Below are 21,416 nucleotides of genomic sequence, written 5' to 3' on the forward strand. Positions count from 1 at the left end.
GACGATGGCAGACGAAGACGTAAGCGCAGGTCAATCGAAGAAGAAATCCGGCCTGATGACGATCATCGGCATTGCCGTCCTGACGCTCCTCGGCGCCGGCGGCGGCTGGGCGGTCGGCACGATCGTCGCGCCCCAGATCAAGGGCGCCAAAGAGGCAGAGCAGGCCAAGGAAGCCGAGGCCAAGAAGAAGGCCGAGGAGGGGCTGGCGCGCATCTCGACCGAGGCCAACAACGTCGTCCAGCTCGAGCCGATTACATCGAACCTTGCTTACCCGTCGGAAAACTGGGTCCGACTAGAAGTCGCGCTGTTGTTCAACGGGCCGCCCGACGTCAAGGTCGCCGAGGACATTCATCAGGATATCCTCGCCTATGTCAGGACCGTTTCCCTTCAGCAGATCGAGGGGCCGCGGGGCTTTCAATATCTCAAGGATGACATCCAGGAACGTGTTGACCTTCGCTCGCAAGGGCGGGTATCGAAGGTCATGTTCAGGACCTTTGTCATCGAATGATTCGTTTCATAGTTTTCCTTGCCGCCATGATGGCGGTGCCGGAACTGGCGGTGGCACAGCAGCTGCCGACCGACTTGTTGAACGTGCCGGTCGATGGCTCCGTCGCCGCCTGGATCATCCGCACCTTCGGCCTGCTGACCGTACTTTCGGTCGCGCCCGGCATCCTGATCATGGTGACGAGCTTCCCGCGCTTCGTCATCGCCTTCTCGATCCTGCGCTCGGGGATGGGCCTCTCCTCGACGCCTTCCAACATGATCCTCCTGTCGCTGTCGCTCTTCATGACCTTCTACGTCATGTCGCCGACCTTCGATCAGGCCTGGCAGAACGGCGTTCAGCCACTGCTTGCCAACCAGATCAACGAGACGGAGGCGGTGCAGCGTATCGCCGAGCCCTTCCGCACCTTCATGGCGGCCAATACCCGCGACAAGGATTTGGCGCTCTTCGTCGATCTGGCGCGTGAGCGCGGGCAGAACATCCAGACGACCGATCCGATCGACTATCGCGTGCTGATCCCTGCCTTCATGATTTCGGAGATTCGCCGCGGTTTCGAGATCGGCTTTCTCGTCGTGCTGCCGTTCCTCGTCATCGACCTCATCGTCGCAACCATCACCATGGCGATGGGCATGATGATGCTGCCGCCGACTTCGATCTCGCTGCCTTTCAAGATTCTCTTCTTCGTCCTGATCGACGGCTGGAATCTGCTCGTCGCCAGCCTGGTGCGCTCGTTCAGCTGACCGGCTGGGGCGATGAGGAACTTCGGTTCCTCGATCGAGCGGTTTATGCTATGCGCGGCTCGCGAAATCCATCAGCAATGCCAGACCTTCCGGCCAGTCACCCAGATCGCTTTGGCCATTGATGTGGCCGGCCGCGCCGATGATTTTCAACTCGCTACCCCATTGCTTTGCTCGCGTTTCGGCGTAGGGGAGCGAACCATAGGGATCGGTGGTGCTAGCGACGATCAGCGATCGAAAGCCGAACTGCACCTGCGGCACATCTGCAAAGCCTGCGGCGTCCGCAGGAAAGCTCGGAGAAAGAGGGTCTGGCACGGCGGCGAGGAACGCTCCCTTGATCGGCGAAGAGGTCCGCTGATGCCAATGTGCTACAAGCAGGCAGGAGAGGCTATGCGCCACGAGAACAGGTGGTGTTTTCGCTCTGCGCACCGCTTGCTCCAAGGCTTGGATCCAGTCGGAAAGATCCGGCTGATCCCAACTCGTCGGTGCAAAACGGCGTATGGCCGGATTGGCATTCTCCCAACGGCTCTGCCAGTGAGCGTTTCCGGAATTGCCGATGCCCGGCAAATGAATGAATTCGGTCATATCTCGCCTCTTCTTCGCTTCAGCGGGAGTATGGCGGTTTACACCTGCGAACCAAATTGGCATCTATCGGAAAAGCACCGGATAATCCGATAGATTGAAGGTTGATGGCAAAGCGCACCGATATCAGTCCAGATCTTGATCCAACCGACATCGCCATCATCGAAGTCTTGCAGGATGATGGACGCATCAGCGTCTCCGAGCTCGGAAGGAAGGTCGGTCTTTCCCAGCCGGCCACGTCGGAGCGTCTCAAACGGCTTGAAGAACGCGGTATCATTGAGGCGTACAGAGCCGTCATCGACCCCGCCGCAGTTGGGCTTGGCATGATGGCCGTCATTCGCCTGCGCACCACGCACGAGCATATCAAGACATGCTTGAAGCAATTTTCCGATATGCCTGAGATCATCGAGGTTCTAAGGCTGACAGGAGAGGATTGTTTTCACCTGAAAGTCATTGTTCCTACGCCGGGCGGCCTTGAAAGCATCGTCGATGCCATTGCGCGCTATGGCTCGGTCACGACGGCCGTCGTTCTGCGCAGAGAGCCGCCTAAACGCATCGGGCGTGAACTGATCGCAAAGAAGTAAAGACCCGCTGAAGCGAACAGGACCGCTTCGGCGGGTATTCCGTCTCGGAAAACATCACTCGGCTGCGAACGGTGTCGTGCGCGGCGGCAGCGCCGGAATATCCATGTGATCGGGTGCGAGGCCCTGCTTGGCGCGCTCTGCCATGATTTCATAGGCCTGCTCGAGATGATGGCAGAAGCGTTCGGCGTCGAAGAGCGGCGCGATATAGCGCCTCTCCTTGAGGTGTGCCTTGTATTCGGCGATCCGTCCCGGGTTCTGCGCCAGTTCGACGGCAAGGTCCTCATAAGCCTGCAGGTCGCTTGCGACGAGCTCGGGCAGATCGATCGCCCTGAGCAGGCTTTCGCTGACGCGTGAGGCGAAGTTGGTGCCCTTGACGGTCAAAACCGGCAGGCCGCCCCAGAGCTGCTCCGAGGTGGTCGTATGGCCGTTGACCGGGAAGGTGTCGATCCCGAGGTCGGCTGCCTGCTGGCGGCTGATGTGATCTTCGTAGGGCGCGCGCGGGCAGAAGATGATGCGCTTGGGCGCTATGCCTGATGTCTGGAACTGCTTCAGCAGGTTTGCCTGGTTGCGCGGCGAATTGGCCATCAGCCAGAGCACACTGTTCGGCGCCCGCTTGAGGATCCGGCACCAGCTGTTGACCACATCAGGCGTAATCTTGCGGTTGCCGTTGAAGGAGGCGAAGATGAAGGCCTCTTCCGGCAGGCCGAGCTGCTCGCGGGTGACCGGACGCGGCTTCGGGCGATGCATCGGATCATTCGGCTGGTAGCTCTCCGGAAGCCGGCAGAATTTCTCATGGAAGAATGGCTTGGCCAAGTCGGGCAGCACCGAATGGTCGCCGATGACGTAGTCGAGATCGATGTTGACGGTGCTGCCGGGAAAACCGAGCCATCCGACATGAACAGGTGCGAGCGGCAGGTTGAAGGCTGACGCGCGGCTGCCCGACGTATGACCCTTGAGATCGACCATGATGTCGATATTGTGCTCGCGTACGATTTCCAGCACCGCCTGGTCGGAGAAGCCGTGAATGTCGACGATCCTGCCCCAGCGGCTGCGGTCGGTGACGTTATGCTTCAGGTATTCGGGACCTGTATGGCAGAAGAGCGTCACCTCGAACCTGTCCCTGTCGTGCAATTCGAGAATGCGCTGCAGCAGCTTCATCGTCGCGTGGCGATCCCAGAAGTCCGATGACATGTAGCCGATGCGGATCTTGTTCGACCATGTGTGCGGCTGGTTGCGGCGGAAAGCGATGCGTTCCTGGTTAAGCGGGGCCGTGCCGATCGTCGCATACCGGTTGAAATCTTCGTTGCCGCACCAGTGCAGATGATAGAACGGGTTGTCCTTGCGCAGGATCTCGACATTGCCCTTTGCCAGCGCGTCGTCGATCACTGCCTGATGCTTGGCCGCCTCGTCGAAATCGTTGAATTCCCGGGCAAAAACGAGGTGAAGAAAGCGGAAGGCGTGATTGCCCGGGAAACGTTTGAAGATGTTGCGAGCAAGCGTCTGGTTGGTTGCGTCGTTGAGATCGTCGCTGAGCAGCAGGGCCGCCAGGCGCATGTGATCGGGGTTCATGCTTTCCGACAGAACCGTCTTGAACGGGCGGATGATATCCCGCTGCTGGCGCTTCAGATAGATCGCGGTGATGATGAAGGCGAGTTCGGGATCTTCCTGCGCTCTGGTGAGGTTGCGCATGGCGATCAGCAGCGCTTCGTCCTCGTTGCCGGTTTCGTAGTGCAGCTTGGCAGCCTGCTTCTGATATTCGTAGGCGTTCGGTCCTTCGCAATTGCCGGCCAGACCATAGGCTTTCGCGGCATCGGCCTTGAAGCCGAGCTGCACGAGGTTCTTGGCCAGCAGCGCATAGGTCTTGGCGTCCTGCTGAGTATCGATGAGCTGGTTGAGCGTCGCCAAGGACTTTGTGTAGCGGCCTGCCTGGTAATCTTTGGATGCCGCAGAGAACGAAACTTTGCTGTTCAAAACCCAACTCCGTGAAGGAAATTTTCTCGCATGGCTGTCGATTGCCGAGCGCCCACGATCCGTCCTCCCGGACAAGGGGTGGATTGATCCGATGATGCTATCCCGGCACCTGCCATGTTGCCATTCGAAGCTTGCTTGAAACAGGTGCGCCTCATGAAGACATTGTCTTGTCCGAGGGAAAACGGCTTCTTTCCCGATATGTTAGCATGCGAAGGGATAGATTCAGCCGGTATTAACTATGGGATGTAAGGAGCCGGAACGGAGCCTCTATTTTTAAGAAGTTGGCAAGCATTGGCTGCGAGATTGCCCTGGACATGACGGGTTTGGGCCAAACAAGCAGGCGCCGAGTAGCATGAAGCTGGTCCGTCATCGCCGGTATTACAGTCCGGTATGTCCTCCTTTTTGTATCTAGTTTCCAGGGGACAGATTTATGACAAGCATTAACACGAATTCTTCCGCACAGGCCGCTCTCCAGACGCTGCGCAGCGTCAACCAGGGCCTCAACAAAACGCAGAACCACGTTTCGTCGGGTTATCGCGTTGAAAAGGCTTCCGACAACGCTGCTTACTGGTCGATCGCAACGACCATGCGTTCGGACAACAAGGCACTGTCGGCCGTTTCCGACGCCCTCGGCGTTGGTGCTGCGAAGGTCGATACAGCTTACACCGCCATGGACAGCGCCATCGACGTCGTCGGCGAAATCAAGGCCAAGCTGGTTGCCGCAACTGAAAACGGCGTTGACAAGGCCAAGGTGCAGGAAGAAATCGGTCAGCTGCAGCAGCAGCTCCTGAGCATCGCTCAGTCGGCTTCCTTCAACGGCGAGAACTGGGTTGCCGGCGCTAACGGCACCAAGAGCGTCGTTTCGTCGTTCGTCCGTGACGGCTCCAACGCCGTATCGATCACCACGACCGACTACGTCCTCGACAGCGGCTCCGCCGGCAACGTTCTGTTCGGCATGAGCGCTGGCGCGGTTGAAACCTCCACGGGTATTCTCGGTACCTCGACGGGCGCGACCGGTTCGATCTACTCGATGGACATCACCAGCTTCACGGCCGGCCAGATCCAGTCGGCTCTGACGAACGTCGAATCGGCTCTGAAGTCGATGACCAGCGCCGGTGCTGCTCTCGGCTCGCTCTCCAGCCGCATCGACAGCCAGGAAGACTTCGTCTCGGCTCTCAGCGACTCGATCGACTCCGGTATCGGCCGTCTCGTCGACGCCGACATGGAGGAAGAATCCTCGAGGCTCAGCGCTCTGCAGACCCAGCAGCAGCTGGCGATCCAGTCGCTGTCGATCGCGAACTCCTCTTCGCAGAACATCCTGTCGCTCTTCCGTTAAAACGGTCGGCACAAGGCTTTCAAGTTTCGCGGCCGGCTCATCCCCGGCCGCGAAATGTTTTAACATAAGGTTAATGTAAATCTCTGTAAGTATCAGATATTTTTACGCAATTTCGATTTTGAATTTAGCTTTCCTTAACCATCTTGCTGTTTTCTAGGCCCATCGAAACGGCGAGTTAACCCTAACGAGAATGGTTAACAGGCATGATGCTGATCGCTGTGGGCCGGCCGAAAATCCGGAATGTCCCTTCTTAAAATCTGCCAACAAGGGGCAAACAAACTATGACGAGCATCAATACCAATAATGCTGCAATGGCAGCCCTCCAGACTCTGCGTGGCGTCAACCAGGGTCTCCAGACGACCCAGGCTCACGTTTCGTCCGGCTACCGCGTCGGCAAAGCTGCCGACAACGCTGCTTACTGGTCGATCGCAACGACCATGCGTTCGGATAACAAGGCTCTTTCGGCTGTTTCCGACGCTCTCGGCCTCGGCGCCGCCAAGGTCGACACCGCTTACTCCGCCATGGACAGCGCCATCGATGTCGTCGGCGATATCAAGGCCAAGCTCGTTGCCGCGACTGAAAACGGCGTCGACAAGGCCAAGGTCCAGGAAGAAATCAGCCAGCTGCAGCAGCAGCTCCTGAGCGTCGCTCAGTCGGCCTCCTTCTCCGGTGAAAACTGGGTTGCCGGCGCTAACGGCACCAAGAACGTCGTTGCCTCCTTCGTCCGCGACGGCTCCAACGCCGTTTCGGTCGTGATGACCGACTACGTTCTCGACAACAGCTCCACTGGCAACGTTCTGTTCGGCATGAGCGGCGGCGCGGTCGAAACCTCCACAGGTATCCTCGGTTCTTCGAACGGCGCGACCGGTTCGGTCTACGCGATGGACATCACCAACTTCACCCTCGGCGAGATCCAGTCCGCTCTGACCAACGTCGAATCGGCTCTGAAGTCCATGACCAGCGCCGGTGCTGCTCTCGGCTCGATCTCCAAGCGTATCGAACTTCAGGAAAACTTCGTGTCGGCTCTGAGCGACTCGATCGACTCCGGTATCGGCCGCCTCGTCGACGCTGACATGGAAGAAGAGTCCTCCAAGCTCAGCGCCCTCCAGACCCAGCAGCAGCTGGCTGTCCAGTCGCTGTCGATCGCGAACTCCTCTTCGCAGACCATCCTGTCGCTCTTCCGCGGCTAATAAGCGCCGGAAAATATGGCCCGCCGGTCTCCGGCGGGCACCTCGTGCCGAGCCGCGCTTCGACGAAGCGCGGCTTTCTTATTTCCGTTAACGATTGATTAACCATAATGTTGTCTTCTCAGCTCAACGAGACGGCGGGTTAACCGAAATTAACAACCGGTTAACAGGCATGAGGCTGATCCCCGTTCCCGGTAACATTCCGGAATGTCCCTTTTTCCCAGATGCCAACAAGGGGCAATCATTTCATGACCAGCATTTTGACGAACGTCGCGGCAATGGCCGCTCTTCAGACACTCCGCGGAATCAACGACAGCCTCGAAGACACGCAGAACCACGTCTCGTCGGGTTATCGTGTTGAAAAGGCTGCCGACAATGCCGCCTACTGGTCGATCGCAACGACCATGCGTTCGGACAACAAGGCGCTTTCGGCCGTGTCCGACGCTCTCGGTCTAGGCGCCGCCAAGGTCGACACCGCTTACTCCGCCATGGACAGCGCCATTGACGTCATCAGCGAGATCAAGGCGAAGATCGTTGCCGCAACCGAAAAGGGCGTCGACAAGACCAAGGTCCAGGAAGAAATCGGTCAGCTGCAGCAGCAGCTGCTCAGCATCGCACAGTCGGCTTCCTTCTCCGGTGAAAACTGGGTCGCCGGTGCCGACGGCACCAAGAGCGTCGTGTCGACCTTCGTCCGCGACGGAAACGGCAACGTCTCGGTCAAGACGACGGACTACGTCCTGGACACGAGCTCTACGGGCAATGTTCTCTTCGGCATGACCTCGACCGGTACGATCGAGACGAGTTCCGGCATTATCGGCACGTCCTACGGCACGATCGGTTCGATCTACTCTATGGACATCAGCACCTTCGGTTCGGCTGAGATTTCCATGGCCCTGACCTCGATTGAGGCCGGCCTCGAAGCGATGACCAAGGCTGCATCGCAACTCGGTTCGATTTCGACGCGTATCGAATTGCAGGAAAACTTCGTCGGAGCGCTCACCGATTCGATCGATTCGGGCGTCGGCCGCCTCGTCGATGCTGACATGGAAGAGGAATCGAGCAAGCTGACGGCGTTGCAGACCCAGCAGCAGCTGGCGATCCAGTCGCTGTCGATCGCCAACTCCAGCGCTCAGAACATCCTCACGCTGTTCCGCAGCTAAATCAGCCGCTGAAGCTGGACCGAATCTTGCGCCGCCGTTCGGCCGCAAGCAGAAAACCTTCCGGACCGCGCCCGAAACGGCGCGGTTCTTTCTTTGACATCAATGGTTTGACTTGCGAGGCAATCCGAATGTCGCGCTCGCGGCGCCGCTCTTGCCCAACAAGTTGATATCGAGTTAACTTCGCCTTGAGTTGATTTGCTTTTGCGACGCGCCGGTGAAATTTCGCCGGAGGCATGAGGCCACTTCAGTCGCCGCCGGCAATCCGGCCTGCCCTTTCATCTTATTCCGAGACCCTGTCGATGACCGTTAAGATTACCAGCGCGGCCGCGGTGAATGCACTTGCGGTGCTGCGCAGCATCAACAAAGAAGCCAGTCAGACCCAGCAGCAAGTTTCTTCGGGCTATCGGATCGAGACGGCCGCAGACGATGCCTCCTACTGGTCGGTCGCCACTGTCATGCGCTCGGATAGCACCAATCTCGGCACGATCGGCGATGCGCTGGGTCTCGGCGCTGCCAAGGTGGATGCGACCTACACGGCAATGAATTCGGCGCTCGATCTCGTCAGCCAGATCCGCGCCAAGCTGGTTGCTGCAAGAGAGCCCGGCACCGACAAGGACAAGATCAATGCCGAGATCAGCGAATATAAGGAGCAGCTGAAGACCGTTGTCGAATCAACGTCGTTTGCAGGCGAGAACTGGTTGCTGAACAGTGACAAGACCGCGCCGCCGGCATGGTCGGTCATTTCAGGCTTCGTGCGCGCCTCGACGGGCGAATACCAGGCCCAGACCATCGACTTCCCTTCGTCGCAGACCATCCTCATCGACAAGAACAATGCGAGCGGTGGCCTGTTCACCAAGGCGATTGACGCCCAGGCGATCAACAACAGCGGCACCGGACCGCGGAATTATTACCTGCTGGACGCCGGTTCGACCACGCCGGCGACGGGCAGCGAAATCGCGATCGGCAAGAACACCACCGACGCCCAGCTCGTCGACATGCTCGATGTGACCGACTCCCTGTTCTCCTCACTGACGACGACGGCAGCCTCCATCGGTGTGATGAAGACGCGTATCGACGATCAGATCGATTACGCCGCTGATCTGTCGGATTCGATCGACAAAAGCGTCGGCGCGCTCGTCGATACCGATATGGATGAGGCTTCGATCCGCCAGAAGGCGATTGAAACCCAGAAGCAGATGGCCGTCGAAGCGATCTCGATCCTCAACACGGCTGCGAGCAAGATCCTCATTCTGCTGGAATAGAGCTGGGCGTGATCACTGATGGCGGCGGCGCCATTCATCTTCGCGCAAGTTTGACTTCCTAGTTTCCGGCATGAAGGCATCGTCCGAAAATCGTGCCGGTGCAAGGTCAAGCCCTTGTTCGCTGCGAAGGACATGTCGCGCACAAGGTCATTTTGAACGGGGGCGGGCATGCCGCACGTCTCCCGGACGCTGGATGGTTTCTATGAGCATTTCGCTTTCTCGGTATTTGAAGGACTTCGGCGAACCGAAGCCGTCAGGGCCGATCATCGATATCGACGATTTGGCCGGAGATGTTTTTCCGGAGCCGCCGAGCGAACCGCCGGTCGACCTCGAGGCGGAGCGGCGTGACGCCTATGCGCAAGGCCATGCCGCGGCGACCGCTGATTTGGCCGAGAAATACGAAAGCGAGGCGCGCGCTCTGGCCGAGGCCCATGCGCGCGCGCTCGAGGAACTGAAGATTCGCTATGAAGTGGAGGCGGCGGCGGTCATTGCATCCCGCGTCCGCGATATCGCCGAAGAAGTCGCTCAGTTGGTCAGCGCTGGCGCAGCCACGGCCATTGCGCCCGTCGTGACGGACGCGCTTGCGGCGAAGGCTGCCGAAAGTCTCGCCGCTTTGCTGCGTGAAGCGATTCTCGAAGGCGCGGCCGGACCGATCGTCGTCAGGGGGCCGACCAGCCTCTTCGACATATTGAAGGCCGAGCTCGGCGAACATGCTGCCGCGGTTCGGCACATCGAGGCAGACGATGTCGATCTAGCCGTCGAAATCGGTGAATCCGTCATCGTCACCCGTATGTCCGCCTGGGCGGCCAGCTTGAAGAAAGTTCTCGAATGAGCGACGGCGAAAACCATCACCACGGCAGAAACGAGATCATTATCGTCAAGCGGCATGGCGGCGGTGATCACGATGGTGCCCACGGCGGTGCGTGGAAAATTGCATATGCCGACTTCATGACGGCGATGATGGCATTCTTCCTGGTCATGTGGCTGGTCAACGCCGCCAACGAGGAGACCAAGGCCGCGGTCGCGACCTATTTCAATCCGATCAAGCTTGCCGACGAAAAGCCGACCGAGAAAGGCCTGAAGAAGCCTGTCGACCATGCCGAGGGCGAGGAGAAGAAGGAAAAGTCGAAACAGAAGGAAGATAATCCGACCGAGGGCAAGTCCGCCGCCGATGGTGACGACCAGACATCGACCTCAGGCGACCAGACCAATTATTCCGAGGCCGATTTCTTCGAGAATCCTTATTCGGTTCTCGCCGAGATCGCCCAGGAGGTGGGCCAGCAGGCCAATGTCAGCGCCAAGGGCGATGGCGGCGCGGCCGATTCCGGCCCTGCCACCGGCGCCGATGGCGGTCAAGCCTATCGCGATCCCTTCGATCCGGATTTCTGGACGAAGCAGGTGGAGGTGACAACGGCCGGAAAACCCCTGCCGCCCGGCAAGAGCGAGGAGCAGGCGGCCGAGAGCGAGACGACGGAGATCGCCAAGGCAGAGGATATGAAGCCGGTGCCTTTGGCGAGCGATCAGAAGCCCGCTAAGGAAGCGCCCGCCAAGGAAGCCAAGCAGACCAAGGAAACGACCGGCCCCGCCGAGACCAGGGACGGCAAGGCGACGGATGGCAGGGCGCCTGAGGAGAAGAAGGCGGAAGCTCGGAAGGACGTCGAGCATCAGAAGGAAGCCGACAAGAGCGCGGCTGGGACCGAGCAGCAGAAGAAGGAAGCCGAACAGCTTCAGGCGGAGATCGCGCAACAGATCGGCGGTGTTGCCGGCAAGCTCGCCGAAGGCCTGACAGTGACGGCAGCCGAAGGCGGCCTGCTGGTCAGCATCTCCGACCAGAACGACGATTCGATGTTCAATATCGGTTCGGCCGTTCCGCGCCAGGAGATGGTGCTCGCCATGGAAAAGATCGGGACGATCCTGAAGGAGAGGGGGGGCGCAGTCGCCGTCCGCGGCCACACGGACGGGCGCCAATACAAGGGCGGGCAGAACGAGAACTGGCGGCTTTCGATGGATCGCGCCCAGAGCGCCTATTACATGCTCGTGCGCGGCGGGCTGGACGAGACGCGCGTCTCCCAGGTCTCCGGTTTCGCCGACCGTCGGCTGAAGCTTCCCGCCGACCCGTTCAATGCGGCCAACCGTCGGATCGAGATCCTGGTGCAGGCGGAATAGGGATAGTCGGATGGCGCGTCGGCAGCATCGCTACGTCGGATTTATGGCCCTCGGCCTGGCGATGCTTTCGCCTGCCGCAGGCAAAGCGCAGGATCCGGACGATCTTGCGCCGTACAAGATGCTGCGGTCGCTGCAGTTCGTACAGGATTCCGTCGTCGCCGGCGATCATTCGGCCGGCGAAATGCAGCGCTTCATGTTGGGAACCATCGACGAACGGCTGCGAACGGCCGATACAAAGATTTTCGATGACGACCGCAATGTCGATGCGGCGCTGATCTATACGATGAGCGGCGGCAATCCCCAGACGCTCGAATATCTGATCGCCCATGACGTCAACGGCTATTTCGACAACCGCGTCACCGATGTGCTGCGCAAATATCTGACGGGCAAGGGGCTGCTCGTCGCCAAGACGCTGGAGGAAACCGCTAAGGAATATCGCGACAAGAAGATCGGTCCATACCTGGCGCTGATCGGCGGCAACGTGATGATCGCCAGCAAACCGACAGATGCGCTTGGCCTCTACGACCAGGCACGTCTGGCCGCGCCGGGCACGATTGTCGAGGAGGCGGCCTTGCGCCGTTCCCTCGCCATCTGCGTCGACAAGGGAATGCTCGACAAGGGGCTCGCCTATTCGCAGCGTTATGCCAGACGCTTCCTGCATTCGCCCTATGCTAGCCAGTTCGCCGATCTTTTCGTCAAGCTCGTCGTCGCCCATGATCACGATGTGAAACCGCATGATGTCGTCGATATCCTCTCCTTCATGGATGCCCCGCGCCAGCGCGAGGTCTATCTGCGCATCGCCCGCGCTGCAGCGATATCGGGCAAGCCTGAGCTGGCGCGCATGGCGGTCGAACATGTGCAGCTGCTTAGCGCGGGTACCGACAATGCCTTCGGCCCGCTGGCAGATTTTTATGGCGGTATGGCCGGCCTTCCGACGGACGATATCGACCAGGCGGCGAAGAACGTCAGCGACATCGATGGTGAAACGCTTTCGCCGCGGGATCAGGCGCTGCAGGCGGCGGCGCGGTCCGTTGCCGAGCAGATCCTGCGTGCGCCGGATCCGGCAAGCTTGACGCAAGCATCCAATCCTAACACTTCTCATCAAGAAATCACTTCTGAAAAGGCTGCTGCGATAGCCACGCAACCGGGGACGCCAAGCGCGCCTCCCGAGCCTGTTCCGGGAGGTGTGGCATCGACTGGCCAGAGCCAGGATACCGACTCCTCATTCAACGCATTTGTGACGACCAGCCGGTCCAAGCTCGACGAGATCGATGGTCTGCTGGCGCAGGAAGGCAACGAACAATGATGGATTTGAGCGTCTCGGGCGGAGCCTCTGGTGCGGAGGCGGCTGCGGCCGCGAAATCCGCCAAGGCTGGAAAGGGCGATGCCACCGGTCAGCAGGGCGGCTTCTCCGATGTGCTTGCCAAGACAGGCGGCAGCGCCTTCGACGACGCGCCCGACGATGCGCAGCCGGATCAAAGTGTCGCCGATGGCGATCCAGGGAAAGTGACACGAACGATCCGCAGCCGCAGCGGCGCCAAACCGCTGATCGATCTCGGCGGCGCCGCGCTCAAGGCACAGGCCGAGGTGCAGCCGGAGACGATCGCCAATGTCGAAAAGGCCGCGGCAAGACCTGCAAAGGATGGGCTCAAACCGCCGGTCGGCGTCGGCAAGCTCGATGCCGAGGATCAATCCGCCGACGAGGCCGCGCAGGCGGCCAAGGGCGTCAAGCGCGTCAAGGCGGAGATCCCGAAAACAGATGCGGATACGGACAGTGAGGCCGATGACGGCGGCATTTCCGATGTGCTCGGGCTGCTGAAGCAGGAGGCCGCCAATGGCACGGCTTCGCCAGCCGTGGCAGCCGTCCATCAAGCCCTCACCAAGACCGGCGAGGCCGGATCTGCCGAGAAGACGACCGTTGGTGTCGACGCCAAAACGAGCGGGCACGCATCCGACGCCCTGGCGGTCGTCAGCGGCAATGTCGAAAGCGTCAAGGCTGATGATATCGGGGTTCCCGGCGCCGAGAACACCGAAGCCGCCGACGGCCGGACGTTCCGGATCAGTCGCGCCGATGGCCGCGGCGTGTCGATGGACGTTCACCGCGGCGCGGAACAGGCCGGGCCGAAGGACGGTGCGAAGAAGACCGATGTCGAAAACGTCTCGGTCCTCGAATCGCGCCGCTATATCGGCTTGGCGCAGAACACCAATTCCGCCGCGGTCACCGCGGCTCTCGCTGGTGACTCCGAATGGGCGCGCGCCATGCAGCCGAGTTCGGCGCTCTCCAACGCGGCGGAATGGACGAGCACCGGCAAGGTGGTCAATACGCTGAAGATCCAGATGAACCCGATCGATCTTGGCCTGGTGACGGCGACCATGCGCCTGGCTGGCGACGCCCTGAACGTCGACCTCAAGGTCGAAACCGGCACAGCCTACCGGCAGCTGAAGGAAGATCACGGCAAGATTCTCGAATCTCTGCGCAGCCAGGGCTATGCGGTCGAAAACGTTACCATCAGCCTGGCCCCCGTCGAGCGGGCCGACGTTGGCAACCAGGCCGACGGCCAGGGGCAGGCCTCCCAGCAGCAGTCGCTGCCGCAGCAAGGGCAGGGCAGCGAGGCGCGCGAGCGCCACAACCAGGTGGCGCAGCGGACGGATGGAGGCTTCAATGGCGCAGGCGAGACCGGTATCGAAGACGTCTTTGCTGGCGGTGCTCGCAGCAGCAGCGCTGGCGGCGTTTACCTCTGAGGCAGCCGCTTCCACCGGTGCCTGCGAACGCGAAATCCAGTCGGCTGCGGTCAAATACGGCATCCCGGAAGGCATCCTCTATTCGGTTGGGCTGACGGAGACCGGTCGCAAGGGCTCACTTTATCCCTATGCCATGAACGTCGAAGGCAGGGCGATTTTTCCGCCTTCGGAAGAGGATGCGATGAGGCAGTTCGATGTCGCCCGAAGAAGCGGGGCGAAGCTAATCGACATCGGATGCATGCAGATCAATCACTATTATCATGGCGAGAATTTCGCCTCCGCCGAAGATATGTTCGATCCGCATCGCAACGTCGAATATGCGGCGAAGTTTCTCCGCAACCTGCATGACCGTCATGAGACGTGGACAATGGCGGTAGCCAGATACCATGCAGGGCCAAATAACAACCCGGCGCAGAAGCAATATGTCTGTCGCGTCATCGCCAATTTGGTGGCCACGGGCTATGGCAAATGGACTCCCAATGCGAGTAACTTCTGCCAAAATTAATTCAACCAAAAATGGAAGTGCCAAATTGTGACGGAACTGTGTCATAATGTGGCAGGAATCCGGCGTCAAATCGACGTGCAAGTCACATTTAACTGCTCGTTAACTTTTCCACGAAACTTTTGTGTGGATATCCGAGCCAGGCCACTAGATGTAGATCAAATCGCAACGCGGGTCTTAATCAATTATTAATTTCCGCCATTCACTTTAACGAGTTGTCGCCGATTCGTGCGATTCGTACCCATAGATCATCGAAGTGCCACACTGATTCGGAGGCGGACGAATGATCGTAGTGGTTGATGAGCGTGAGCTCGTGAAAGACGGATACACATCCCTGTTTGGCCGGGAGGGCATTCCCTCCACCGGCTTTGATCCATCGGAATTCGGCGAGTGGGTACAGACCGCTGCCGATTCGGATATTGCGGCGGTCGAGGCCTTTTTGATCGGTCAGGGCCAACGCAGCTTCGAGCTGCCCCGGGCGATCCGGGACCGCTCGATGGCGCCGGTGATCGCGGTCAGCGACCAGCCCTCGCTCGAAAACACCCTTGCGCTTTTCGATTGCGGCGTCGACGACGTGGTACGCAAGCCTGTCCATCCCCGCGAAATCCTCGCCAGGGCGGCCGCGATCCGGCGCCGGCTGAAGGCGATCGCCAACTACACCGATATCGGCGGCATCCGTGTCTTCTCGGATGGTCGTGACCCCGAGATCAACGGCGAAGTCTTCGCGCTTCCCCGGCGCGAGCGCCGCATCCTCGAATATTTGATCGCCAATCGCGGTCGCCGGGTCACCAAGACCCAGATCTTCAACGCCATCTACGGCATCTTCGATGAGGAGGTCGAGGAGAACGTCGTCGAAAGCCACATCTCGAAGCTGCGCAAGAAGCTGCGCAAGAAGCTCGGTGTCGATCCGGTCGATTCCAAGCGCTTCCTTGGCTACTGCATCGACTGGGCCTGATTTTTCCGGCCGGACAGCGGCGTCCGGCTGAACCTCGAGATTGGCCTCGCTGCTCGCCATCACAGACAGCTTCACGCAAGGCCCGACAAATACTCTCGAGTTTAACAGGTAAAACGAGGTTTTCAGATGAGCATTTTCGGCAGCATGAAGACGGCAGTGTCGGGCATGAACGCGCAGGCAAACCGCCTCAGCACCGTCTCCGACAACATTGCCAACGTGAACACCACCGGTTACAAGGCCGTGTCGACGAGCTTCTCCTCGCTGGTTCTCCCCTCCTCGGGCGGCAATTACAACTCCGGCGGCGTTCAGACCTCCGTGCGCCAGGCGGTCTCCGACCAAGGCGATATTTCTTACACGACCTCCTCCACCGATCTTGCGATTTCGGGCGACGGCTTCTTCATTGTCCAAGGGCCTGACGGCACACCGGTTCTGACCCGCGCCGGCGACTTCCAGAAGGACGACGAAGGCAATCTCGTCAATGCCGCCGGCTTCCAGTTGATGGGCTATTCCTACGACTCCGGCGCTCCTGCCGTCGTCGTCAACGGCTTCGACGGCCTCGTCCCCGTCAACGTCAATCAGGATGGTCTGACCGCAATCGCGTCGACATCAGGTGTCTTCAAGGGGAACCTTGATTCCAACGCCAACGTCGCGCCGGTTGCCCCGGCGACCCTTCCAAGCGCAAACCTCGCGACCACCACCGCCGACACCAAAAAGGTCTCGATGGTCGCCTATGACCGTCTCGGCAACAAGGTGATGTACGACTTCTACTTCACGAAGACCTCGGTGGTTACGCCGCCGCCGGCAACCGGTACCGCTGCGACTTGGGAGGTTGCAGTCTTTCGCAACGCCAACGCGGCGACGGGTGGCACAACTTCATTTCCGTACAGCGCCGGTGGCGCTGTCGGATCGGGATCGCTAACCTTTGACCGTGACGGCAAGATGCTCACTGGCGGCACCCTCAGCATCAACGATACGACCACCGGCCAGACGATAGCAATGGATCTCTCCGGCTTTACTCAACTCGGCGCCGCCTTTTCCGGCACCGGTACGCCGAACGGTCAGGCGGCGACCCCGGTCAAGGACGTCACCATCGACGGCGACGGCATCGTCTACGCCAAGTATGAAGACGGCAGCACCAAGCCGCTTTACCGCATTCCGCTCGCCAACGTTGCAAGCCCCGACAAGCTGACGCTGATGAGCGGCAACGTCTACAGCGCCAACGGACAATCGGGCGTCACCGTCACCGGCTTCCCGCAGACCAACGGGCTCGGCACGATCAAATCAGGTGCTCTCGAGGGTTCGAACGTCGATCTCGCCGGCGAACTGACCGAGATGATCGAAGCGCAGCGCAGCTACACCGCCAATTCGAAAGTGTTTCAGACGGGGTCCGACATCATGGACGTCCTCGTCAACCTCAAGAGATAAGTAAGGTAACGGCTAAGCCATGTCGCTCACGTCCGCACTGAATACCGCGCAGAACATATTCAACAATACCGGCACGCAGAGCAGTGTCGTATCGAACAATATCTCGAATGCGGGCAACAAGGATTACGTGCGCCGACAGGCGATGCTCACCACGTCACTCAACGGCGCGCAGGTGGTCAAGATCAACCGGGCACAGGAAGATGCCCTACTGCGTCAGTATCTGAAGACCTCCTCTCAGGATAGTGCCCAGCAGACCCTGCTGGGCGGTCTCGAAGACCTCAAATCGATCATGGGCGGCAACGACTACGAAACGTCGCCGTCCACTTATCTCGGTGTTTTCCAGCAGAAGCTCCAGGCGTTCCGCACCACGCCCGGCAGTACAGTCGCCGCGCAGGGCGCCGTCACCGCCGCCCAGGACGTCGCCAACTCGCTGAACAATGCCTCGCAGTCCGTTCAGGACGTTCGCGCCAACGCCGACAAGGAAATCACCACCGCCGTCGATACGCTGAATACGCTCCTCAGCCAGTTCGAGAAGGCTAACAATGCGGTCAAGACCGCCACCGCCTCCGGTACGGATGCATCCGGCGCTCTCGATGAACGCGAGAAAGTTCTGAAGCAGATTTCGCAAATCGTCGGCGTCAGCGCGACGACGCGCGACAACAACGACATGGTGTTGAGCACGCCGGACGGAACGATCCTCTTCGAGACGATCCCGCGCAAGGTGACGTTCAAGTCCCAGGATATCTATACCGCCACCACGGTCGGCAATTCTGTCTATATCGACGGCGTGGCGCTGCCGCTCGGCAAGGGTTCGACAACGACGGGGCAGGGAAGCCTCCAGTCGCTCCTGCAGATTCGCGACGAGATCGCCCCCAACTTCCAGAAGCAACTCGACGAAATCGCCCGTGGCCTCGTCTCGCTCTTCAAGGAGCAGAACACGGCAGGCCCCCCGGCCTATGTGCCTGGCCTCTTCACCTGGAGCGGCGGCACGGTAGATACTGGCGCCACCGCGGTCGCCGGCATGGCGTCGACCATCACGGTCAGCACCCGCGTAATCACCTCACAGGGCGGCGATCCGATGCGTCTGCGCGATGGTGGCGTCAACGCCGCCGGCGTCGTCCTGAATACGTCAGGCGTCAGCGGTTATACGGCTGAGCTCGACCGCCTTTATACGGCGATGACATCCGACATGGATTTCGACCCGGCAGCTGGAGCGCCGGTCGGCTTCGACGCCACGACGGGCATCGATTCCAACGTGAGCATCATGGAATATGCCACGAATTCACTCGGCTGGCTCGAGCAGTACCGCAGCAACGCAACGACGGCGGCCGAAAACACTTCGGCGGCACTGTCGCGCTCCGACGAAGCCTATTCCAATGAGACCGGCGTCAACCTCGACGAGGAGCTGACGCTGCTCCTCGACATCGAGCAGTCCTACAAAGCGGCGACCAAGATTCTGAACGCCGTAGACGAAATGTTGAAGTCATTGCTGGATATCGCGAGTTAAGCCATGAAGAGCTCATTTATTTCAAGTTCGGCCATTCAGAATGCGATGCGGTTGACGATCCGTCAGGCGCAGAACCAGATGACGAAGGCGACGATGGAAGCAACGACGGGAGTCTATGCAGACATCGGCATCTCGCTCGGCGGTAATGCGGCCAGGAGCGTGGATTTCACCCGCGAGACCGACAGAATAGACTCGATCAAAGCAAGCAATTCGCTCGTCAGCGCACGCATGGAATCCTCGCAGCTCGGTCTTTCCAAGATGAAGGACGTTGGCGATGGCCTCGTTTCGAAGCTGACGGCGCTGCAGGGCAGCCACGATCCGGGCAGCATAACCGTCGCCATTCAGTCGGCCACCAGCGCACTTTCGACCATGATGGATACGGCCAACACCATGGTGAACGGGGAATATCTGTTCTCCGGCATCAACACCGACGTGCAGCCGCTGACCGACAAGACGACCGCAACCAGTACGGCAATCGTTACCGCTTTGAACACTTATGCAGCCGGCCTTATCCCGCCGAAAGCGGTCAGCGACCTCACCGGCGCTGAAATGGAGACCTTCATCACGTCGACGGTCGAACCGATGTTCAGCGAAGCGAACTGGACGGCTGCGGGGACCGGCTGGTCGCAGGCGTCGAGCCAGAACATGACGAGCCGCATCAGCAACTCGGAAGTGATCGAATCTTCGACCAATGCCAATTCCGAAGGCATGCGCTATTTGGCGCTTGCTTCGGTCATGACCACCGCGCTGCTCGGCCAGAACCTCAGCACCGATGCAATGACGACGGTGTCCAAGCAGGCCATCAGCTACACGGCCAAGGCCACGAGCGGTCTCGTGACGCAGGCAAGCCAGCTCGGCCTCTCCCAGGAGCGCGTCAAGAAGTCCAACGACGCTCTCGACGCTCAGTCGAACATTATCAAGAACAAGCTGGTCGATCTTCAGGGCGTCGATCCGTACGAAGCCTCCACTCTCGTCAAGACTTTGGAAACGCAGCTTGAAACCGCTTACACGATCGTCTCGAAGATCCAGCAGTTGAGTCTCGTGAACTACCTTTGATGAGCAAAGGCGCGCAATAAAGAAGGATGCATGAATGTATCAGTTCTCATATGCCGAAGTCATGCAGGACTCGGTGGCCGACGCGAAAGAGCGGGAATGGCAGGTTCTTGACCGGTCCATAGAGCTGCTGTCGTTGGCGCGCGACAAGGAAAAATACGGCCGGGAAGCCATCGAAGCCCTGTTTTATACGCGCCGGGTGTGGATCAGCTTTATCGAGGATCTGAAACATCCGGAAAACCAGCTGGATGTCCAGCTCAGGGCCAACCTCATCTCGATTGCGATCTGGATATTGAAGGAATGCGACAGGATCAGAAAACGTCTGTCTAACAACTACCAGGGCATCATCGACGTTACCACCATCATCAGGGATGGACTTAAATGAAAAGTACACTACGCATTTCTCTGAAAGCCGGGGAAAGAATCTTCATCAACGGCGCCGTCCTGCGTGTCGACCGCAAGGTCGCGCTGGAATTCCTGAATGATGTGACGTTCCTTCTCGAAAATCACGTCCTCCAGCCGGAAGGTGCGACGACGCCCCTGCGCCAGCTCTACTTCATCGCGCAGATGATCCTCATCAACCCCGAGGGCAAGGAGCACTCGACGGCGATGTTCCGCAAGTCGATCACCATGCTGCTCACCTGCTTCAAGAACGAAGAGATCCTCGCCGAACTGAAGCGCATCGACGCACTTGTGTCGACCGGCCGCGCCTTCGACGCGCTGAAGGCGATCCGCGGTCTCTACGCCATCGAAGACAATATTCTCAACAACCACGAACTGCCGCCGACGATGGTCGAGCAGATCCGCAGGGAGATCGCACCATGGCGGTAGATGCAACGTCAAAAGTCACGAGCTCGACCTCGACCGGCACGTCAAGCTCGACCCAGAAGGCGACGCTGAACTACGACAATTTCCTTCAGCTGCTCATTGCGCAGATGAAGAACCAGGATCCGACCGATCCGATGGATGCAAGTGAGCAGGTCGCTCAGCTTGCGACCTTCTCGCAGGTCGAGCAGACGATCCAGACCAACACCAAGCTGGATACGCTTCTGGCAAGCTCGAGCCTGACCCAGGCCAGCAGCTATGTCGGCAAATATATGGAAAGCGCCGACGGCACCGTCAAAGGCGTCATTGATTCCGTCAAAGTTTATTCCGACGGCATCATTGCGACGACCACGGATGGCGATAAGATACTCGTGCAGGCGGGAATCACTGTTGCCGACGAGGCGCCGAGCAGCGGCTCCTGACGCAAGGGGCGCCAGGAGCGCGCTAATGCCGATCAATCGCAGCCCTGTTATAGCGGGGCTGCTTCGAGGCGATATGAGGTTGCCTTCAGATGAATGAAGCTGATGCATTGGACCTGTTCCAGGCCGCAATCTGGACGGTCCTGATTGCCTCCGGTCCGGCGGTTCTCGCCGCGATGGTGGTGGGTCTCGTCATTGCCTTGATTCAGGCGCTGACCCAGGTGCAGGAAGCGACACTGACCTTCGTGCCGAAGATTGTCGCCGTGCTGGTCGTGGTCGGAATCACCGCCCCTTTCGTCGGCTCGCAAATCTCCATTTTCACCAATCTCGTCTTTTCGCGCATCCAGACCGGCTTCTAAGCAATTCCCGCAAAACTGCGCAGCGGTTCTACGCCTCATGAAAAGCTGAACCGCTTTGAGCCACCTTCGCGCAAGCTTCGCCATTTAATTCTCGATCCGAATTGGGCGGACCCATGTCCGCCTCCTCTCATGAAGAGACGGA

Annotated in this window: 23 protein-coding genes; 20 read left to right on the forward strand and 3 right to left on the reverse strand. The window is 59.5% G+C overall.

Annotated features, from left to right (window positions below):
• Positions 1 to 4: 4 nt before the first annotated feature.
• Positions 5 to 508: a flagellar basal body-associated FliL family protein gene (locus tag HJB91_RS06955; RefSeq protein ID WP_210629202.1), complete on the forward strand. Its 504-nt coding sequence runs from the start codon at positions 5 to 7 to the stop codon at positions 506 to 508.
• Positions 505 to 1,242, forward strand: coding sequence for a flagellar type III secretion system pore protein FliP (gene fliP / locus HJB91_RS06960; RefSeq protein ID WP_221154026.1), 738 nt, complete (start codon positions 505 to 507; stop codon positions 1,240 to 1,242). Before HJB91_RS06955 ends, fliP begins: the two co-directional genes overlap by 4 nt.
• Before the next feature lie 48 nt (positions 1,243 to 1,290).
• On the opposite strand, the gene HJB91_RS06965 is transcribed toward fliP, so the two are convergent.
• A complete protein-coding gene (locus tag HJB91_RS06965) occupies positions 1,291 to 1,824 on the reverse strand; it encodes an alpha/beta hydrolase (RefSeq protein WP_210629201.1) in 534 nt (177 codons plus the stop codon).
• A 104-nt stretch (positions 1,825 to 1,928) separates the two neighbouring features.
• On the opposite strand from HJB91_RS06965, the gene HJB91_RS06970 reads away from it, so the two are divergent.
• Positions 1,929 to 2,405 carry an Lrp/AsnC family transcriptional regulator gene (locus tag HJB91_RS06970; protein WP_210629200.1) on the forward strand — a complete coding sequence of 159 codons (477 nt, stop codon included), beginning with the start codon at positions 1,929 to 1,931 and terminating at the stop codon, positions 2,403 to 2,405.
• A gap of 54 nt (positions 2,406 to 2,459) precedes the next feature.
• Here HJB91_RS06970 and HJB91_RS06975 read toward each other — a convergent pair whose 3' ends face one another.
• Entirely contained in the window at positions 2,460 to 4,376 is a 1,917-nt protein-coding gene (locus tag HJB91_RS06975; RefSeq protein WP_210629199.1) for a glycosyl transferase, read from the reverse strand.
• Positions 4,377 to 4,806: 430 nt separating this feature from the next.
• Here HJB91_RS06975 and HJB91_RS06980 point away from each other — a divergent pair, with 430 nt between their 5' ends.
• From HJB91_RS06980 to HJB91_RS06990, 3 genes are all read left to right on the forward strand, one after another.
• Entirely contained in the window at positions 4,807 to 5,712 is a 906-nt protein-coding gene (locus HJB91_RS06980) for a flagellin (protein ID WP_210629198.1), read from the forward strand.
• Positions 5,713 to 5,993: 281 nt separating this feature from the next.
• Positions 5,994 to 6,902 (forward strand): flagellin, encoded by a 909-nt coding sequence (locus HJB91_RS06985; RefSeq protein ID WP_184457286.1) that lies wholly within the window; start codon positions 5,994 to 5,996, stop codon positions 6,900 to 6,902.
• A gap of 245 nt (positions 6,903 to 7,147) precedes the next feature.
• Positions 7,148 to 8,059 (forward strand): flagellin, encoded by a 912-nt coding sequence (locus HJB91_RS06990; protein WP_210629197.1) that lies wholly within the window; start codon positions 7,148 to 7,150, stop codon positions 8,057 to 8,059.
• A 1-nt stretch (position 8,060) separates the two neighbouring features.
• Here HJB91_RS06990 and HJB91_RS06995 read toward each other — a convergent pair whose 3' ends face one another.
• Positions 8,061 to 8,294, reverse strand: coding sequence for a hypothetical protein (locus HJB91_RS06995; protein WP_221154042.1), 234 nt, complete (start codon positions 8,292 to 8,294; stop codon positions 8,061 to 8,063).
• A gap of 64 nt (positions 8,295 to 8,358) precedes the next feature.
• Between HJB91_RS06995 and HJB91_RS07000 the strand changes: the two genes are divergently transcribed.
• The 14 genes from HJB91_RS07000 to fliQ all read left to right on the forward strand — a co-directional run bounded on the left by HJB91_RS07000 (position 8,359) and on the right by fliQ (position 21,274).
• Complete coding sequence (locus HJB91_RS07000) at positions 8,359 to 9,321, forward strand: flagellin (RefSeq protein ID WP_210629195.1); 963 nt, start codon at positions 8,359 to 8,361, stop codon at positions 9,319 to 9,321.
• A 202-nt stretch (positions 9,322 to 9,523) separates the two neighbouring features.
• Positions 9,524 to 10,153 carry a hypothetical protein gene (locus HJB91_RS07005; RefSeq protein WP_210629194.1) on the forward strand — a complete coding sequence of 210 codons (630 nt, stop codon included), beginning with the start codon at positions 9,524 to 9,526 and terminating at the stop codon, positions 10,151 to 10,153.
• Positions 10,150 to 11,487 carry a MotB family protein gene (locus HJB91_RS07010; protein ID WP_210629193.1) on the forward strand — a complete coding sequence of 446 codons (1,338 nt, stop codon included), beginning with the start codon at positions 10,150 to 10,152 and terminating at the stop codon, positions 11,485 to 11,487. Before HJB91_RS07005 ends, HJB91_RS07010 begins: the two co-directional genes overlap by 4 nt.
• A 10-nt stretch (positions 11,488 to 11,497) precedes the next feature.
• Positions 11,498 to 12,793: a chemotaxis protein MotC gene (motC, locus tag HJB91_RS07015; RefSeq protein ID WP_221154051.1), complete on the forward strand. Its 1,296-nt coding sequence runs from the start codon at positions 11,498 to 11,500 to the stop codon at positions 12,791 to 12,793.
• The gene (locus HJB91_RS07020) at positions 12,790 to 14,229 is read left to right on the forward strand and encodes a flagellar hook-length control protein FliK (RefSeq protein WP_221154053.1); all 1,440 of its coding nucleotides are present in this window, start codon (positions 12,790 to 12,792) and stop codon (positions 14,227 to 14,229) included. Before motC ends, HJB91_RS07020 begins: the two co-directional genes overlap by 4 nt.
• Complete coding sequence (locus HJB91_RS07025; protein ID WP_210629190.1) at positions 14,150 to 14,734, forward strand: lytic transglycosylase domain-containing protein; 585 nt, start codon at positions 14,150 to 14,152, stop codon at positions 14,732 to 14,734. Before HJB91_RS07020 ends, HJB91_RS07025 begins: the two co-directional genes overlap by 80 nt.
• A 280-nt stretch (positions 14,735 to 15,014) precedes the next feature.
• Entirely contained in the window at positions 15,015 to 15,686 is a 672-nt protein-coding gene (gene rem, locus HJB91_RS07030) for a transcriptional activator Rem (protein ID WP_064709879.1), read from the forward strand.
• 126 nt (positions 15,687 to 15,812) lie between these two features.
• Positions 15,813 to 17,111 carry a flagellar hook protein FlgE gene (locus HJB91_RS07035; protein WP_184457300.1) on the forward strand — a complete coding sequence of 433 codons (1,299 nt, stop codon included), beginning with the start codon at positions 15,813 to 15,815 and terminating at the stop codon, positions 17,109 to 17,111.
• 19 nt (positions 17,112 to 17,130) lie between these two features.
• Positions 17,131 to 18,618 (forward strand): flagellar hook-associated protein FlgK, encoded by a 1,488-nt coding sequence (gene flgK / locus HJB91_RS07040; protein ID WP_210629189.1) that lies wholly within the window; start codon positions 17,131 to 17,133, stop codon positions 18,616 to 18,618.
• Positions 18,619 to 18,621: 3 nt separating this feature from the next.
• Complete coding sequence (locus HJB91_RS07045; protein ID WP_210629188.1) at positions 18,622 to 19,674, forward strand: flagellar hook-associated family protein; 1,053 nt, start codon at positions 18,622 to 18,624, stop codon at positions 19,672 to 19,674.
• Positions 19,675 to 19,708: 34 nt separating this feature from the next.
• Positions 19,709 to 20,056, forward strand: a complete 348-nt coding sequence (flaF, locus tag HJB91_RS07050) for a flagellar biosynthesis regulator FlaF (protein WP_210629187.1) — start codon at positions 19,709 to 19,711, stop codon at positions 20,054 to 20,056.
• Entirely contained in the window at positions 20,053 to 20,502 is a 450-nt protein-coding gene (gene flbT / locus HJB91_RS07055; RefSeq protein WP_064693845.1) for a flagellar biosynthesis repressor FlbT, read from the forward strand. Before flaF ends, flbT begins: the two co-directional genes overlap by 4 nt.
• Positions 20,493 to 20,918: a flagellar hook assembly protein FlgD gene (gene flgD / locus HJB91_RS07060; RefSeq protein WP_210629186.1), complete on the forward strand. Its 426-nt coding sequence runs from the start codon at positions 20,493 to 20,495 to the stop codon at positions 20,916 to 20,918. Before flbT ends, flgD begins: the two co-directional genes overlap by 10 nt.
• A gap of 89 nt (positions 20,919 to 21,007) precedes the next feature.
• On the forward strand, positions 21,008 to 21,274 hold the full coding sequence (gene fliQ, locus HJB91_RS07065; protein WP_210629185.1) for a flagellar biosynthesis protein FliQ: 267 nt from the start codon (positions 21,008 to 21,010) through the stop codon (positions 21,272 to 21,274).
• Positions 21,275 to 21,416: the final 142 nt, after the last annotated feature.

The organism is Rhizobium sp. NLR10b (assembly GCF_019685435.1).
Lineage (GTDB): Bacteria > Pseudomonadota > Alphaproteobacteria > Rhizobiales > Rhizobiaceae > Rhizobium.

What these genes read in the sequence shown, in the direction of transcription:
- HJB91_RS06995 (WP_221154042.1), bottom strand. Translation starts at nt 8,294, where the DNA reads ATGCCTCCGGCGAAATTTCACCGGCGCGTCGCAAAAGCAAATCAACTC.
- motC (WP_221154051.1), top strand. Translation starts at nt 11,498, where the DNA reads ATGGCGCGTCGGCAGCATCGCTACGTCGGATTTATGGCCCTCGGCCTG.
- fliP (WP_221154026.1), top strand. Translation starts at nt 505, where the DNA reads ATGATTCGTTTCATAGTTTTCCTTGCCGCCATGATGGCGGTGCCGGAA.
- HJB91_RS06965 (WP_210629201.1), bottom strand. Translation starts at nt 1,824, where the DNA reads ATGACCGAATTCATTCATTTGCCGGGCATCGGCAATTCCGGAAACGCT.
- flgK (WP_210629189.1), top strand. Translation starts at nt 17,131, where the DNA reads ATGTCGCTCACGTCCGCACTGAATACCGCGCAGAACATATTCAACAAT.
- rem (WP_064709879.1), top strand. Translation starts at nt 15,015, where the DNA reads ATGATCGTAGTGGTTGATGAGCGTGAGCTCGTGAAAGACGGATACACA.
- HJB91_RS06955 (WP_210629202.1), top strand. Translation starts at nt 5, where the DNA reads ATGGCAGACGAAGACGTAAGCGCAGGTCAATCGAAGAAGAAATCCGGC.
- HJB91_RS07020 (WP_221154053.1), top strand. Translation starts at nt 12,790, where the DNA reads ATGATGGATTTGAGCGTCTCGGGCGGAGCCTCTGGTGCGGAGGCGGCT.
- HJB91_RS07000 (WP_210629195.1), top strand. Translation starts at nt 8,359, where the DNA reads ATGACCGTTAAGATTACCAGCGCGGCCGCGGTGAATGCACTTGCGGTG.
- flgD (WP_210629186.1), top strand. Translation starts at nt 20,493, where the DNA reads ATGGCGGTAGATGCAACGTCAAAAGTCACGAGCTCGACCTCGACCGGC.
- HJB91_RS06970 (WP_210629200.1), top strand. Translation starts at nt 1,929, where the DNA reads ATGGCAAAGCGCACCGATATCAGTCCAGATCTTGATCCAACCGACATC.
- HJB91_RS07010 (WP_210629193.1), top strand. Translation starts at nt 10,150, where the DNA reads ATGAGCGACGGCGAAAACCATCACCACGGCAGAAACGAGATCATTATC.
- fliQ (WP_210629185.1), top strand. Translation starts at nt 21,008, where the DNA reads ATGAATGAAGCTGATGCATTGGACCTGTTCCAGGCCGCAATCTGGACG.
- HJB91_RS07035 (WP_184457300.1), top strand. Translation starts at nt 15,813, where the DNA reads ATGAGCATTTTCGGCAGCATGAAGACGGCAGTGTCGGGCATGAACGCG.
- HJB91_RS06980 (WP_210629198.1), top strand. Translation starts at nt 4,807, where the DNA reads ATGACAAGCATTAACACGAATTCTTCCGCACAGGCCGCTCTCCAGACG.
- HJB91_RS07005 (WP_210629194.1), top strand. Translation starts at nt 9,524, where the DNA reads ATGAGCATTTCGCTTTCTCGGTATTTGAAGGACTTCGGCGAACCGAAG.
- HJB91_RS07045 (WP_210629188.1), top strand. Translation starts at nt 18,622, where the DNA reads ATGAAGAGCTCATTTATTTCAAGTTCGGCCATTCAGAATGCGATGCGG.
- HJB91_RS06990 (WP_210629197.1), top strand. Translation starts at nt 7,148, where the DNA reads ATGACCAGCATTTTGACGAACGTCGCGGCAATGGCCGCTCTTCAGACA.
- flaF (WP_210629187.1), top strand. Translation starts at nt 19,709, where the DNA reads ATGTATCAGTTCTCATATGCCGAAGTCATGCAGGACTCGGTGGCCGAC.
- HJB91_RS06985 (WP_184457286.1), top strand. Translation starts at nt 5,994, where the DNA reads ATGACGAGCATCAATACCAATAATGCTGCAATGGCAGCCCTCCAGACT.
- flbT (WP_064693845.1), top strand. Translation starts at nt 20,053, where the DNA reads ATGAAAAGTACACTACGCATTTCTCTGAAAGCCGGGGAAAGAATCTTC.
- HJB91_RS07025 (WP_210629190.1), top strand. Translation starts at nt 14,150, where the DNA reads ATGGCGCAGGCGAGACCGGTATCGAAGACGTCTTTGCTGGCGGTGCTC.